The sequence below is a fragment of the Treponema primitia ZAS-2 genome, from assembly GCF_000214375.1.
In the GTDB taxonomy this organism is placed as follows: domain Bacteria; phylum Spirochaetota; class Spirochaetia; order Treponematales; family Breznakiellaceae; genus Termitinema; species Termitinema primitia.
In genome coordinates this window covers 951,942-967,878 of record NC_015578.1, presented here as the reverse complement: position 1 = coordinate 967,878, position 15,937 = coordinate 951,942, and the positions used below count along the sequence as shown (strand labels likewise).

At 53.6% G+C, this 15,937-nt stretch carries 11 protein-coding genes; 6 read left to right on the top strand and 5 right to left on the bottom strand.

Going from position 1 to position 15,937, the window contains the following annotated elements; all coding sequences use genetic code 11:
• Position 1: 1 nt before the first annotated feature.
• Positions 2 to 1,741 carry a phosphoenolpyruvate--protein phosphotransferase gene (ptsP, locus tag TREPR_RS04330; RefSeq protein ID WP_015707076.1) on the bottom strand — a complete coding sequence of 580 codons (1,740 nt, stop codon included), beginning with the start codon at positions 1,739 to 1,741 and terminating at the stop codon, positions 2 to 4.
• 131 nt (positions 1,742 to 1,872) lie between these two features.
• On the opposite strand from ptsP, the gene TREPR_RS18125 reads away from it, so the two are divergent.
• Positions 1,873 to 2,079 carry a hypothetical protein gene (locus TREPR_RS18125; protein WP_015707075.1) on the top strand — a complete coding sequence of 69 codons (207 nt, stop codon included), beginning with the start codon at positions 1,873 to 1,875 and terminating at the stop codon, positions 2,077 to 2,079.
• On the top strand, positions 2,076 to 4,505 hold the full coding sequence (locus tag TREPR_RS04320; RefSeq protein ID WP_015707074.1) for a radical SAM protein: 2,430 nt from the start codon (positions 2,076 to 2,078) through the stop codon (positions 4,503 to 4,505). The genes TREPR_RS18125 and TREPR_RS04320 overlap by 4 nt, the downstream gene beginning before the upstream one ends.
• Positions 4,506 to 4,550: 45 nt before the next feature.
• On the opposite strand, the gene ccsA is transcribed toward TREPR_RS04320, so the two are convergent.
• The 3 genes from ccsA to TREPR_RS04305 are packed head-to-tail and all read right to left on the bottom strand — an operon-like array spanning position 4,551 to position 8,489.
• Complete coding sequence (gene ccsA / locus TREPR_RS04315; protein WP_015707073.1) at positions 4,551 to 5,336, bottom strand: cytochrome c biogenesis protein CcsA; 786 nt, start codon at positions 5,334 to 5,336, stop codon at positions 4,551 to 4,553.
• Positions 5,337 to 5,340: 4 nt separating this feature from the next.
• The gene (locus TREPR_RS04310; protein ID WP_015707072.1) at positions 5,341 to 6,051 is read right to left on the bottom strand and encodes a cytochrome c biogenesis ResB family protein; all 711 of its coding nucleotides are present in this window, start codon (positions 6,049 to 6,051) and stop codon (positions 5,341 to 5,343) included.
• A gap of 2 nt (positions 6,052 to 6,053) precedes the next feature.
• Positions 6,054 to 8,489, bottom strand: a complete 2,436-nt coding sequence (locus TREPR_RS04305; RefSeq protein WP_015707071.1) for a response regulator — start codon at positions 8,487 to 8,489, stop codon at positions 6,054 to 6,056.
• A gap of 275 nt (positions 8,490 to 8,764) precedes the next feature.
• On the opposite strand from TREPR_RS04305, the gene htpG reads away from it, so the two are divergent.
• From htpG to radA, 4 genes are all read left to right on the top strand, one after another.
• Positions 8,765 to 10,672, top strand: coding sequence for a molecular chaperone HtpG (htpG, locus tag TREPR_RS04300; RefSeq protein WP_015707069.1), 1,908 nt, complete (start codon positions 8,765 to 8,767; stop codon positions 10,670 to 10,672).
• A 1-nt stretch (position 10,673) separates the two neighbouring features.
• Positions 10,674 to 11,342 carry a cyclase family protein gene (locus TREPR_RS04295; RefSeq protein ID WP_015707068.1) on the top strand — a complete coding sequence of 223 codons (669 nt, stop codon included), beginning with the start codon at positions 10,674 to 10,676 and terminating at the stop codon, positions 11,340 to 11,342.
• Positions 11,343 to 11,464: 122 nt separating this feature from the next.
• A complete protein-coding gene (locus tag TREPR_RS04290; protein WP_015707067.1) occupies positions 11,465 to 12,640 on the top strand; it encodes a pre-peptidase C-terminal domain-containing protein in 1,176 nt (391 codons plus the stop codon).
• 631 nt (positions 12,641 to 13,271) lie between these two features.
• Positions 13,272 to 14,636, top strand: a complete 1,365-nt coding sequence (radA, locus tag TREPR_RS04285) for a DNA repair protein RadA (RefSeq protein WP_041611011.1) — start codon at positions 13,272 to 13,274, stop codon at positions 14,634 to 14,636.
• Between the two features lie 72 nt (positions 14,637 to 14,708).
• On the opposite strand, the gene TREPR_RS04280 is transcribed toward radA, so the two are convergent.
• The gene (locus TREPR_RS04280) at positions 14,709 to 15,905 is read right to left on the bottom strand and encodes a hypothetical protein (protein WP_015707064.1); all 1,197 of its coding nucleotides are present in this window, start codon (positions 15,903 to 15,905) and stop codon (positions 14,709 to 14,711) included.
• Positions 15,906 to 15,937 lie beyond the last annotated feature (32 nt).

Genomic DNA, 15,937 nt, shown 5'->3' with positions numbered 1-15,937 from the left:
TTCACTTATTGGGAAAATGTTCCGCCAGCCAGGAATTGACCAGGGTTTCTGTTTGTTTATAGGAACTGCTGGCCAGAGCCTTTTCAGCCAGGGCCCGGCAGCTTTCCATGGTTGTTCCACGGACGATCTGTTTGACCAGGGGGATGGCGGAGGCGGTCATGCTGAATTCATCCAGCCCCAGCCCCAGCAGTATGGGAACTGCAAAGGTCGCCCCGGCAAGCTCCCCGCACATGGCGGCCTTGATGCCTCTGTCGTGGGCGGCGTCGATGGTCATCTTCAGGAGCCGGAGCACCGCCGGGTGAAAGGGCTGGGCAAGGTAGCTCACCTTTTCATTGCCCCGGTCAACCGCCAGGGTGTATTGCAGGAGATCGTTGGTTCCTATGGAGAAAAAATCCGACTTCCAGGCCAGGACATCGGCGGTCATGGCTGCGGAGGGTATTTCAATCATGGTCCCCACTTCGATCTTTTTGGAAAACTTTTGTTTCTTTTGCCGGAGTTCCGCCTTTGCCTCTTTCAGCAGAGCCAGGGCCTGCTCCAGCTCTTCAACACCGGAGATCATGGGGAACATGATCTTCACATTCCCGTAAACGCTGGCCCGTAAAATGGCCCGGAGCTGGATTTTGAAAAAGTCCGGCAGGGCCAGGCACATACGAATGGCCCGCCAGCCCAGCAGAGGATTCTTATCATCCGATGATTTGAAGTTGGGGGATACCTTGTCCCCCCCCACGTCCAGGGTACGGATGGTCACGGGCAGTTCCCCCATGGCTTTCAGTACCTCGCTGTAGGCCTGGTACTGCCGCTCTTCCTCCGCCGCCTGACCGGGGGTAAGGAAGAGGAATTCCGATCGGTAAAGCCCTATGCCCTCGGCGCCGTAGCGTATCACCTGGGCGGCTTCTTCGGGGATCTCGATATTGGCCTTGAGGCTGACCCGGTGCCCGTCTTTGGTTTCCGCGGGCAGGTCTACGGTGGAAAGGAATTTGTCCCGGGACTTGTGGTACTGTTTTATTGCATCCTGGTATCTGGTAAGGGCGGGCTTTCCGGGGTTGATAATAACCTGCCCGGCGCTGCCGTCCACAATCAGGGTATCTCCGGCGTTGATTTCCTTGGTAACCGTGGAAAGCCCCAGCACGGCAGGGGTCCCAAAGGCCCGGGCCAAAATGGCGGTATGGGAAGTGCGCCCCCCAAGATCCGTCACGATCCCCTTTACCCGGTCCTTGTTCATGGTCAGCACTTCCGAGGGCAGGAGGTCGTGGGCCACCAGGATCACATCCTCGGCCAGATCCGCCAGGGAAAATTCCTTTATCCCCAGGAGTTTGTGCATCAGCCGGCGGGATACGTCTGCAATGTCCACCGCCCGTTCCCGGAGATAGGCGTCCCCGGAGTCCATGAGCTTGGAACTGATTTCCCGGGAAACATCCCAGACCACCCACTCGATGTTTTCCCGGTCTGTCTCCAGCTTTCCCTTAATCTGATCCTGGAACTCCGGGTCCTCCAGCATGAGCAGGTGGGTCTCAAAAATGGCAGCCTTCTCCTTGCTCATTTCCCGGGAAGCCTTGTCATGCAGGGCACGCACATCCGCCACCGCCGCTTCAATGGCCGCCTGGAGACGACGCCATTCGGCTTCAACCTGGGTCTTCCCAATGGCATACCGGGGGATTTCAGAAAAGTCATTCCCCTGGTACAGGAATGACTTCCCGATAACAATACCCGGGGAGACGGAAACGCCGCTCAGTTTTTTCATGGTAGTGAAGGATAGCCCGGAATGGGGGTGGATGTCAAAGGTGTGGCAGCTTGTCAAAGCATGGGGCTATTTTTGCAATAGAAAACCGAACCAATAATGGGTATACTCCCTATAACAGGAGAGTTTTTCAGGTGCCAAACGGCGATGAGCGCCCAGTTGACAAGCCCCGCGCCCCGGACTGCCTCAAGTGCGTCTACTTCAAGGTGAGCTGGGACCCCTCGTTTCCTCGGTCCTGCGGAGTTTTTGGCATCAAGAGCCGGAACCTGCCTTCGATTGAGGTGTTCCGGGCCACCGGTCGCCACTGCCCTGCGTTCCAGCTAAAGGAAGGTTTCTCATGATCTGCCTGATCCAGCCGCCCCTGGTGCAGCTCAATTCCCCCTACCCCGCGCCTTACTACCTGAAAAGTTTTCTTGAAAAACGGGGCTTCCAGGCCCTGGTCTTCGATCACTCTATGGGTCTTTTTGAAAGGATCTTCTGCCGGGCCGGGCTGAAAAAAATCTTCGCCGCCGCAGATGGTTCGGCGGATACTGTAGCTGGGGGCAAGCGCTACTTACAACGCCGACTTCAGTCGGCAAGTTCCCCGCGCAGCATTATAGAACGATTCCTCTCTGAACAGGAACTTTGGCTTTCCTGCATTGACCGGCTTGGTGACTTTCTTCGCGGCAGGGACCGGGAATTCGGCCACCTCCTGGCCCTGGCAAACGGGGTTCTTCCCGGGGGCCCCCGGTTCGATGCCTGCCTAGATGCCCTGGACGGGAACCCCTCACCGGACGCCGCTCCTTTGCTGGCCACCAAGCTCCTGGAGGATATGGCGGACTTTATCACCGTTACCCTGGATTCCTCCTTCAGTCTGGTCCGCTATTCCGGGCAAAGCGGCGGCGCCGGTTTCCGGGATTTTACGGCTCTTGAACAGGGCCTGGACGGCTACATCCTGGGGGAATTCTACCGGCCCCTGCTGGAGGAACAGTGGGACAGCCTGGATACCCTCATTGGCTCGGCTGGGGACAGAGCTGGGGAGCCCCTGGTAATCGGGATGACCATCCCCTTCCCGGGCTGCCTGGCCGGCGCCCTGGTCTGTGCAGCTTCCGCCAAAGCCCGGTATGGGGACAGGGTTACTACCATAGCCGGGGGCGGCTATATCAACACGGAACTGCGGTTCATGGAAGAACCACGGGTTTTTGACTACTTCGATTACCTTTCCTTTGACCGGGGTTATGGTTCCCTGGCAGCCATTCTGGAACACGCCGGGATTGGGGACAGAGCTGAACCGGGGACAGTCAGCGGAGAGGCCCTACTGTATAAAACGCTATACCGCCCAGGAGACAGAATCCTTCGGGGGCCAGGAATCGCTGATACCTCCACAAGCTCTGTCCCCGCCGATACCGCCCGCTTCGAGGCTCTTGACCGGGATTCTGTGAAAACCGTCTTTCCCGATTATGCGGGCATCGATTTTTCCCGCTACCTCCGCCCGGTGGATGACGCCAACCCCATGCACCGGCTCTGGTCCGACGGGCACTGGCTCAAAGCCTACCTGGCCCACGGCTGTTACTGGCATTCCTGCGCCTTCTGCGATGTGGGGCTCGATTATATCCGGGGCTTTGAGCCTGTGGATACAGACGCCCTGTTCCGACACCTGAAGGACCAGGCGGAAAAGACCGGCGTCCGGGGTTTGCACCTGGTAGACGAGGCTGCCCCGGCAGCTTCCCTGCTGCGCCTGGCGCTGCTGAACCGGGAAGCAGGACTGCCCCTGATTTTTTGGGGGAACATCCGCTTTGACCGGGGCTTTAACAGTGATACTGCGGCCATTCTTGCCGCCGGGGGACTGGTGGGGGTATCCGGGGGGATCGAGGTGGCCACCGAAGGGGGTTTCAAGCGCCTCCGCAAGGGCATAAACATGGGAGACCTGGTAAAGACCTGCGCAGCTTTTAAGGAAGCGGGCATATTGACCCATGCCTACCTCATCTACGGATATTGGGATCAGAGTGACAAAGAAATTATGGACTCCGCAGAAATACTGCGGCAGCTTTTCGCCGCAGGACTCCTGGATTCGGCTTTCTGGCACAAATTTGTTCTCACCCGGCATTCCCGGATCTACACCGAATGGGAGCGGGGCCTCCATCCGGGCCTTAAGGTGGAGGGGAACAAAACGGACAGTATCCGGAACATCTTCGCCCTGAACGATCTGTCCTTTGAGGGGGAAGAAAACTTCGACAAATTCACCGAACCCTTGGACCGGCTCCTCTCCTCCTGGATGGCCGGGGACGCCAAGGAGCCGCCGGAATTTGCATTCCCCCCGCTCAGGGTCCCCAAACCTGAGGTCTCGCCAGACACCGTAGAAAAACTACTGGACGAATATGCCCGCAGCCGGGACCGGGACCGGGCGGCTGTTCCGGGAAGCCCCGGAACGGGACAATGCGGCGCCGGAGACCGGCATACCGCAGTTCCGGCGGATCGAGCTGAGCAGACACTTTTCCTGGGGTCCCGGCCGCTGATCCAGGCCGGTAAAAAAAATAGCCCCGGGAACTATCCGACTAAAGTCGGCGTTGCAAACAGCACACTCCGGTGGCGCTGGCGCCTGGAGGACCGGCGGCTACAAACCGGGACCGGAAAACAGGCCGCTGCGGTACAAACCCTGCTGGAGGAAACGGCCCGGGGGGAAGGGCTTGCCGTGGAGGACTTCTACAGGCGGCTGGAAAAGATACTGGGAACAGCGACAGAGAAAGCCTGGAAAATTTTACGGAGCAGCGGGCTTGTGGTATATTGACACCAAGCGCTTAACCGCCCTATAGCAGAACAGACATTTTAGCGCCTATTTATAGCTATGCAATCCCGGTAAAAGATAATTAACCCCGAACAATGTAAAAACAGTGCACAGAAAACCTATCACCGCAACAAGGGAAATAATTTTACCGGTTTTTTTGGAAATAAGGCGCAAGTGTAAATAGAAAGTGTACACAAGCCAGGTAATAAGGGCCCAGGTTTCTTTTGGGTCCCAGCTCCACCATATACCCCAGGCTTTCTGAGCCCAGATAGCGCCAAAAATAAGCGCCCCGGCGGTAAACACCGGATAACCCACCGCTATGGCAGTATAGGTAATCTTATCATATGAGAGGCGCTTTTCTTCTGTTTTGGTGAGGAGAGCAGCCAGGGCTGCGGCGAAGGATACTACAAAAAAGGATTCCCCGATAAATGCAAAAGAGACATGGAGCAATAGCCAGGAGGATCTCAAACTGGGAACCGGCAGCAGAGCTTCCTTGCCGGTCAGGGGGGAACTGGCAATGGCCAGAAACACCAGGGCGATAAACGCAGAAATAAAACTGATAATTTTACTCCGGTGAATGCGCCGCTGGGTTTTATACACAAAGGCAATTATGCAAATCACTGCGGCATAAAAGATCAGGGACTCAAAGGTCCCGGTAAGGGCTATAAACCGTATTTGTATGCTCCTGATTATGGATACGGTCAAAAGCAGCAGGGCGGCCAGAAGCACTAACCACCGGCTTACAGCATCATCGTTTTTTCTGAACAGAAAAACTATTTGAATAATAACGGCGATCGCCAAAACAATACAGGCGGCAGTAGATATGATGGTCATACTTTTATTCTCCTTGAAAATTTGGCCTTTGCCGGCCTTGGTGAAAATTCTTCATTTTAACAAACAGGGTAATGCAGATACCGGCGGCGCATATAAACAATGCAATCACCACCATGGCATAGCCGGGGTCCCACACCGCCCGGAGAACCGTATATTCCCCTTCGCTATTAACACCGTAGGAATACTGGTACAGTGAGAATCCCCCAACCTTGAGGGGATGATTTACCTCAAGCGGATAGGATTCAATGGCCACTTCACGATCCTGAATCACCGAAAGATAGCTTTTCCAGGCTTGGGGTCTGCCGTTTTCGTCCTGCACATATTCAAGCCCATCAAGAAAGATGATGCTGCCGTTGGGCAGAATAGCCTGTTGGCCTTTGGACAGGGTAATTGATCCGTCAATACGGTTAAAACCGCTTAAAAAGGCGGCGATGATAAAAAGGAGCAGCCCTCCGTGGAGCAGGTCCGGGCCGAAATTTGGTTTACTTTTTTTCAACTCCCGGCGGAAACGGAAAACCGTGCAGGAAAGCAGGTTGATAAAAAACAAAACCACAGGAATTAGAAAAGCCGGGGAACTGAAAAACCGTGGCTGGGGGCCTTCCAAGGAGTTTTTCTGGGGTATAAAAGTCGAAACCGCACTTGTTATGATAAAATATCCAATTAATACCGCAGTAAGTTTAAGGGATCTGAGGATGGCAAAGATCTTCTTTACCATTTTCAGGATTCTTTTTTATGGGCAGCCGGTGGAATGTATTTTCGCAGTTTTTCAAGAATCTCTTCAAAATCGAAGGGTTTCCCTACGTGGTCATTCATGCCCGAAGCAAGGCAGCGTTCCACATCTTCCCGGAATACATTTGCGGTCATGGCAACTATGGGGATGGTTTTGGCATTGGGAGCATTTTCAAGGGCACGGATACTGCGGGTTGCTTCAAAGCCGTCCATTTCCGGCATCTGCACATCCATAAAAATCATGTTAAAACCAAGGGGATCCTCACTGAATATGCGCAGCGCTTCTTTCCCATTCCCGGCGCAGACAATTTCCAGTTCCGTGGGTTCAAGCAGGGTACGCACAATTTCCTGGTTAATATCCACATCTTCCGCCAAAAGGATACGGCGACCTTTGTACGAAACAGCTTCCTCCGTCCCTGTTTCCCCGCTGGGAGCTGCCCCCTGGCCCAAGCATTCGGTGATGAGATCTGCAATGGGTGAAGGGAACAGGGGCTTGGGTAAAAATTTATCTACCCCTGCTTTTTTAGCTTCATCCTGGATAAGGTCCCATTCGGTGGAAGAAATCATTATTACTACGGATTTAGAATCCTGATGTTCCTTGATCTTCCGGGAAAGCTCTATACCGTTTATACCGGGCATCTGCCAGTCTACAAAGTAGATATCGTACACGCCGTTTTTTTGGATCAGGGTGAGGGCTTCTTCGGCATCCGGGGCAACATCGCAGGCAAATCCAAAGCGCTGGGCAATTTCCGCAAAATACTCCCGGATTTCAGGCGCATCATCCACCGCCAGTACCCGTATATTGCCCCAATTCCTTCCCGGAGCCAGGGAAGATTTGTATTCACTCTTGCCCCGGCGGGCTTTAACAGTAAAGATAAAGGTGGAACCCTTGCCCAGTTCCGACTCTATCCAGATACGGCCGCCCATCATTTCGACGATACGTTTTGAGATGGCCAGGCCCAAGCCGGTACCGCCGAATTTCCGGGAGGTACCGCTGTCCGCCTGTTGGAAGGAGGTGAAAAGTTTATCCTGCTGTGCCGGGCTGATGCCAATGCCGCTGTCCTGCACTTCAATCTGTACCGTGTATTCAGCATCATCCCCCTGGCTTTCATCTCCGGCGATCAATTTGGTGGTCAGGGAAATGGCGCCCCCTTCGGGGGTAAATTTTACCGAATTGCCCAATAGGTTGGTAATGACCTGGGCCAGCCGTTGATCGTCCCCTATTAGTACGGGAGGAATGGCTTTATCAATGTGTATCGAAAAAATCTGATGCTTTTCTTCTACCTTAAAGTTAATAACATTGACAACTTTTTGCAGCATCTTTTCAAAATTGAATTCCAAAAAGGATAGCTCCAGTTTGTTCGCTTCAATTTTTGACATATCCAATATTTCGTTAATAACCCCCAGCAGGTGTTGGGAAGCATCCTGTATTTTTCCAAAGGCATAGTCTTTCCGTTCAGTATTAGCTGCCCGCCCTCCTATGGTAGTCATGCCGATGATGGCGTTCATGGGGGTACGGATTTCGTGGCTCATGTTGGAAAGGAATTCGCTTTTAGCCATGTTGGCCCGCTCCGCAGCCTGCTGGCTCACCTGCAATTCCTTGGTGCGCTCCTCTACCCGGTCTTCAAGCTCCGATGCCAGGGAGCGCAGCTGATCTTCCGCCTCATCCTGGGCCACTATGTGCATAACAATCCGCTTATTTAACAAAAGCAGAATCGCCAGGCCGAAAAACCAGAGGGCTCCATGGGAAATGCACAGAAAACTTACGGTGGAGTTGGCGGACTGTATAAAGGGGGTCATAGGTACAGCTACGCTGATCCCCCCGCGCTGTTCCCCTGCCTTATACCCCTGAAAGGCATGGCAGGAAAGGCAGGATTCTTCAGTGACCAGGGGCCCGATAAAACGAAGATATTCCTTGCCATCCTGCTCCTGTACGGCGATTACTTCAGTTTTTCCCGTGTTTTCAAGCTCATAGAGGGCTTCTTTTTCCCAGGGGTCCGGTTCATTACCCAGCCGTATGGGGTTATTACTGGTAATATGCCCTTTAACCCCCGATGCCAGCTCCCCCATTTCATGCACCAGCCGGGTCATATAGGCAGGGTTTATCTTGGTCATGGGGACATTATTCGGCCCGTGTATATCCCTGGTAGGATCCGTGGACAGATAGGGATTGGGGGGGAGGGCATCGCCGATCTTGCCATAGACGCCGCCCAGGGCGGAAACCCAGCGGCGGTACATGATGTCCTTTTCAAAGGCCGTCCGCGCCTGGATCAAGGCGGCGCCCCGGGCGTGTTCGTAGGTACGGCTTATATTAAGCCACAGGGAAACCCCTACACTGAAGGTCCAGAAAACTATCACCGCAGCAATATAGAGGGGAACCATTTTGCGAGCGGTTTTTAATTTTTGGTTCTGTTCATGTACCATTTTATTCAGTATATTCCTATAATATTATAGAAAGCAATAGAGTATGTGCAGCACATTAGTATATTAATAGTAAAAATATAATTCGCATATATTTGATATTTTTCTATCGATATATATTTATATATTGAGCCCAAGTAGCCGCCTTCCCTTCTCAATATGGACCGCATATTTTTCTCTTGCCCCCACCGGGCTGATTGTAGTATTTTATGATCAGGAACGTATATTCCCTAAAATAGTACCATTTTCAAATATCTATCACAAACAGGAGTCTCCCTATGGCACAGCACCAGTTTCAGACCGAAGTCAGCAAGCTTTTGCATCTGATCATCCATTCCCTCTATTCCAACCGGGAAATTTTTCTCCGGGAAATTGTTTCCAACGCTTCCGACGCCCTGGACAAGCTCAAATACCTTACCGTGGCTGATGATGCCTACAAATCCATCAGCTTTGACCCCCGGATCGACATTTCCTTCAATAAAGTGAACTCCGACCCCTCGGACCCAGCTTCGCCGGCCGCAAGCTCCCCCAAGACCGGTTCGACCCTGACCATCGCGGATAATGGTATCGGTATGAACGAGGCGGATCTGGCGGATTCCCTGGGCACCATAGCCCGGTCGGGAACCAGCAGTTTCCTGGAAAAGCTGGCCGGGGACGCCAAGAAGGACTCCAACCTTATCGGCCAGTTCGGGGTGGGCTTCTACTCAGCCTTTATGGTGGCGGATAAAATCGAGGTTATCAGCCGCAAGGCCGGGGAGGACAAGGCCTGGAAGTGGACCAGTGACGGGAAAGAGGGCTACGATATCGAGCCCAGCCAGCGGGATACCCAGGGCAGCACAGTTATCCTCCACCTCACCGAGGAAGGGGCCGAGTACGCCAACCGCTGGTCCATTGAGGACATCATCAAGCGCTACTCCAACCATGTGGCCTTCCCCATTTACCTGACCTACGACGAAAAAGAATACGATGACAAGGGCAAAGAAAAGGGCTCCAAAACCAAGACCGACCGGATCAATTCCGGAACCGCCATCTGGCGGCGGTCCAAGTCGGAGCTCAAGGAAGAGGACTACAACGAATTTTACAAAACCCTGGGCCACGACACCGAGGAACCCCTGTTCTATGTTCACACAAAAGCTGAAGGGACCCTGGAATACTCCACCCTGTTCTACATTCCCCAAAAAGCCCCCTTTGATATGTACAATGCAGACTACAAACCCGGGGTCAAGCTCTATGTAAAGCGGGTCTTTATCACCGACGACGACAAGGAGCTCATGCCCACCTGGCTGCGCTTTGTCCGGGGTGTTATCGATTCCGAGGACCTCCCCCTGAACGTAAGCCGGGAGATACTCCAGCAGAACAAAGTGCTCCTGAACATTAAAAACGGTTCGGTAAAAAAACTACTAGGTGAATTCAAAACCCTTTCGGATAACAATAAAGAAAAGTGGGAAACCTTTATTTCCCAATTCAACCGACCCCTGAAGGAAGGGCTCTACCAGGACTACGCCAACCGCGAGGCGATCCTGGAACTGGTCCGTTACAAGAGCACCACCACCGAAGGCTGGACCAGCCTGGCAGACTACGCCTCCCGGATGAAGGCGGACCAAAAGAACATCTACTATATTACCGGGGGGGACGAAAAAACCCTCAAGGCATCCCCGCTGCTGGAAGCATACCGGGCCAAGGAGATCGAAGTCCTGATCATGGACGACGAGATCGACGACATCGTCATCCCTTCGGTGGGCAAGTACAAGGACTGGGATATCAAGGCGGTGAACCGGGCCGGGGCGGACGAGGAGCTGGGCGAAAAGAAGGACAAGGCCGCTGAAAAGGAAATCAAGCCGGTGATCGAAAAGATCAAGAAGGCCCTGGGGGACCGGGTAAAGGACGTAAAACTTTCCCGCCGTCTCCACGATTCCCCCTCCTGTATCGTAGCGGACGAAAACGACCCCACCATGCAGATGGCCCAGATGCTCAAGGCCATGGGCCAGGCCGAGATGCCGGAGATTAAGCCCATCCTGGAAGTAAACGGCGACCACCCCATCGTAGTCGCCCTGAAAGATACCGAGGACGAAGGGCGCATCGCCGATGTGTCCGGGGTACTTCTGGATCAGGCCCTGTTAGTGGAAGGGGTCAAGATCAAGGACCCTGCGGATTTTGTAAAGCGGCTGAACCGCTTGCTGGTTTAATATGTTTAAACTGCTTTCATATACTCTCAGCGGCGACTCCCCCGGCTGGCCCGGGAACCCGGCCCTGGCCCTGGAAGAATTCTCCAGCCTTGCCAAAGGAAACGCGGCAAACACCTGCATGGTTCACTTTCACAACCACAGCGGCACCCATATTGACGGGCCCAACCACTATATAAGCGGCGGGGCAAAGATTGCCGATCTTCCCCTGGATTACTTCATCTATGAGCGACCCCTGCTCCTGGACATACCCAAGTCGGAACATGAAAAAATCGGGGCCGCCGACCTGCGCCCCCATGAAAATGCCCTGGCCCGGGCAGACCTCTTGATGCTACGGACCGGCTTTTCAAAATACCGGGACAGGGACCCGGCTCGCTATGGGGCCGAGGGGCCCTGTATCACCCCAGACTGCGCCGAATACCTGGTAACAGCCTTTGAGAGCCTCAAAGCCTTGGCCATAGATTTTGTTTCCATCGCCTCCTACCGGGATCAGGAGGCGGGCAATGAAGCCCACCGCATACTACTGGGTGAGAAGGGCCATTTTATTTGCCCCATTGAGGACGTAAACCTGGGGCTTGTGGATAAAAACGCCTTAAAACGGGTATTTGCCCTGCCCTTTTTCATCGGCGGGGCGGACAGCACCCCGGTTACGGTTATTGCCGAAGAAGAATAGCCCGGTTAAACCATGCAATTATCAATAATATAGTAAAATTCGCCGATAATCTGTAAGAACAGATCCGACAGTGACGCCTTATTCCGTCCTGAAATTTGCCCTTGATAAAAATGGAGAAAACCATGCTCAAAAGGATGGGATTATATACTGCTTTACTGTTTTTGCTATTATTACAGAACTGTGCAGGAACTCCCCAGGTAGAGCCCGGGAGCGAGCTTGGGGAAGAAAATGAGATAGCGCCGGATCTTTATGAACCGGACAGCAAACACAAGCCCGTCCCAGTCGAGCCCCTTAGGTGGCTCGAAAGGACCCTCCATACAAATGATGAAGACTGGTTTAGCCTTACCCCCACTTTTGAGGGGCTCCTGGTAGCGGAAACCGACGGGAATACCGATACGGTTATGGAACTCTACAGGGGTGATACCTTACTAAAAGAAAATGACGATGTTGGGAATAATCAGAATGCTAGGATCGAATATTTTGTCGAACCCGGGATCAGCTATACCATCAAGGTAGCCGGGGTCAGGCTGGCTGGAGCCACGGAAAATGCCTCCGGCCCCTACCGCTTCCGGTATGTGGTGGAAACCCTGCTGATAGATACCACGGAACCGAACAACACCAAGGACGAAGCAACGCCGATTACCATGGGGTCCGCCATAACGGGTTATTTCACCTATCCCGAGGACATCGACTGGTACAGCCTCCCGATTCCCGGCAGGGGCCGTCTTACAATTTACACCGAAGGAACCATGGACACCCTTCTTTCAGTCTACGATGACTGGGAAGATCGTATAGCCCAGGATGATGATTCCGGAGACCAGGGAAATGCCAAAATTGTTGTTGATATTCTGGCGCCGGGAACGGTCTACATCATGGTCAGCACCTACCAGGGCGCCCTGGGCCGGTACTCCCTCCATTGCGAATTCCGGGACCCGGTTAAGGCCGATCAATATGAAAACGACGATACCATGGCACGGGCCAAGGATATACAGATCGGCACCTCCCAAGAGCGAAACTTCCTTGATGCCTTTGACGAGGATTGGGTCCGGCTGCAAATTACCCGCCAGGGAACCTACGAAATCCACACCACCGCTGCGGACAATTATCTGGACACCTTTCTTGAACTGATGGATGCCGATGGGGTGAAGATCACCGAAGACGACGATTCAGGAGGGTTCTGGGATGCTTATCTTAAGGTCACCCTCAGCCCGGGAACTTACTATCTCAGGATCACCCCACTTGATAAGGACCCCCTGGAAGATAGCAGGTATACTCTGAGCGTATCGGCGGGTCAATAGCTCGTTCTCTCACAGCTATTCTGTTTATGATGACTGTATTGGGTTAGTGACCGGGGCGGGAGGGCAATACCCCCACCCCCCTAACCTGTAGAATTCCCCTCCGTCAGCCCCTGCGGGTCTGCTCCGGGGAGGAATTCCAGAGACGGGGGGCGGAGGTATTGCCCTCCCGCCCCTGCCTCTATTCCCATACACCTACCTTAAAAAACATTGCTGTAGGTAACTATAAGGGATGCCTTAAATCGGTAGGCTGCACCCAACCTACGGAATACCTGTTTCCCCAATGTTGAACCAAAGCCCCCATGTATTGCATACCGTTATGTGTAGCCGTGGTCTACGGCACCCCCTACCGTTTGTATAGCACAATTTTACTGCGGATAACTGTAAAATATTCTTTCAAATGATGGCTATACCCAATGGTACGGAATACCTTTTCCTTCAATGTTGACCCATGTCTCCAGGAGGGGCGGGGGTGATCCTGGGGGCGTCTATGGAATTCCCCGCCGTAGCAGACCGCATAGCGGGCTGACGGAGGCGGACTCAACATGTTAGCCCCTAGGATCGCCCACGCCCCTCCTGGAGAGAAGAGCCGCTATTGGTTAAACTGGGAATTTCTTGCTATACTAACCCAGCTATGAAAAAGCAGAAAGCCTTCATCTTCAAATGTACCGGCTGCGGCCACGAGGAACCCAAGTGGCTGGGCCGCTGTCCTGAATGCGGGGAGTGGAATACCCTTATTGAAACACCCGTAAGCTCAGGCCAGGGGGGAAGCCGTTCTCCGGGACGCTCGGCGCCGCCCCAGTCTTACCCCCTGTCGTCGGTGGATCCCCAGGAGGGGACCCGTATCGGCAGTGGTATCGGAGAACTGGACCGAGTCCTGGGCGGGGGCATTATGAAACGATCCGCCATCCTGGTGGGGGGCGAACCGGGGATTGGGAAGTCTACACTGCTGCTCCAGGCTGCGGCATCTGCTGAAACCCGGGGCCGAGTCCTCTATGTTTCCGGGGAAGAATCCGCCGGGCAGGTGCGTATGCGGGCGGACCGCCTGGGTTTAAAAGGGGACAATATCGAAATCTGCTGCACCGGGAGGCTTTCGGAAATCGAAACCATCCTGGAGGCGGTTAAACCGGTGATCATCATGGTGGATTCCGCCCAGACCCTGCACAGCGACGAAGCTGGCCCCGCACCGGGCACGGTAAACCAGATGAAGTACTGTTCCTGGGAACTCATCTCCTGGGTCAAAGAGCATGACGCCGCCCTGTTTCTGGTGGCCCATGTGACCAAGGAAGGGCTGATCTCAGGGCCCAAAACTCTGGAACACATGGTAGACACGGTATTGTATTTTGAAGGGGCCGCCTCAAATGAAGGGGACAGCCGCTTTCTCAGGGCGACCAAGAACCGCTTCGGCTCGGTGGACGAAATCGGCATTTTTGTCATGGGTGAACGGGGGCTTTCCCCGGTGGCGGACCCCTCCCTGCTCTTCCTGGTACAGCGTGAGGGGGGACTGCCCCCGGGTACGGTCACCGCTGCGGTACTGGAGGGTTCCCGGACCCTGCTGGTGGAGATTCAGGCCCTGGCAGTACCCGCCAAGGGCGCCATGAGCCGGGTGTTTTCCGACCGCATCGACTCTGCCCGGGTCTCCAGGGTGGCAGCCACCCTGGAAAAGCACCTGAATCTGCGGCTTTCGGACCACGACCTGTACGTCAATGTGGCCGGGGGCATTCGGATCGCCGAGGTCGGGGTAGAACTGGCCCTGGCCATGGCCCTCTACTCCGCCCGAACCGGGCTTCCCCTCCCCTCAGACGCTGCCATAGCCGGGGAATTGTCTCTGGCCGGCGAGATACGTCCGGTCAGGCGCCTCCCGGGGCGGATCAAAACGGCCCGAAGCCTGGGCTTCGAACAGTTCCTGGGCCCCATAGACCGTCAGGAAAGCGGGGAAACCGGGGGGCTGAATGCAGTGGGGGATTTAAAATCTGCGATAAAAGCTTTGTTTGGATGAGATTAGCTACCAGGTAAGAGGAAAAAAAACCGGCCCACATGGGCCGGTTTTTTTATTCAGGTATTACAAGGATTAGAAGGTATACCGGAAGTCTACAGTAAAGGAGGTCTTACCAACCGTAACATCGGGATGCTCAATAGTGGTTGTTCCAATGGATTTCCAAGCGTATTCATAGTTTGCATTGGTATAATCAAAACCAAACTCAACAGAAGCAGTAGGAGCTACCTGGAGGAGCACACTGGGGTTTATGCTATAGGTAAAGAAGTTCACATCCCCGGGAACACGGCCAGTTTCCTTATTGATGCCACCGCCGCCAAGGACCACTGAAAGCTTGGGAACAACTATACCAAGATTATAGGAGACCCAGGGGTTGAATTTATACCCTAATTTATAATCCCCATCATCAGCGAGGCCATCATACAAAGTATTAACATAGGGTTCGTCGAAACCAAGGGGTGTGAAATAATCTATGTCGGGGTCAGCATAGTTACCGAGGAATTCACACACCGTAATACCAAAATCAAGCTTACCGATATTATAAGAAATCACTTGGTCAATCTGCCAAGCAGGGGTCTCCGCATTAATGTTATGACTTAAGGCTTCCACGATAAACCCAAGGTTATTGATAGCTAAAACTGATACACCTGCATCAAGCCGATCAAATTCCTGCCCTGCGGTACGGCCGCTGAGGGCTACCTTAACAAGCTTCGGCGCCGTATAAGCGATACCGTAGGTAAAGTTGGAATAGGCAAGCTGATCTCTGTAAGCTGCTTTAGGCATATAAATACCAGCACCAACGTTAAGGCCGCTAATAGGGATAAGCTGTGCCAGGACGCCAACGCCTTCACCTACATCGGCGTCATTTTCGCCTCCGGTGTTCCAGGCAGTATTGTTGATATTACCGGCGGAAAGCTCAAGGATATTAAAGGCCTTTGCCTTAGCATAGAAATATGCCAGCTCAGGGGTGGTCTCAGAGCCAGCAGCTTCTTTGGTCCTCAGGCGGAAATAGGCACTGACATTTCCATTGGTATAAACCCCGGTGAGCCGAGCCCGCAACGCGGCGCTGTCATTGTCGGCGGCATAGCTATAAAATCTTGCGTTTTCATCGGTGACCTTCTTCTTATTTGTGCCTTCCAAGGCTTTGCTACTGGAATATTCAGTCCAGCTTGACTCGAAGCCGGTACTTACATCCCCGCTCAATTTTAATTCCTGAGCAAAAAGACTCCCTGCGACCGCAAGGATCAATAAAACAACTAACGTTTTCTTCATAATTAGTCAAATCCTCCTATATATGATAAGAG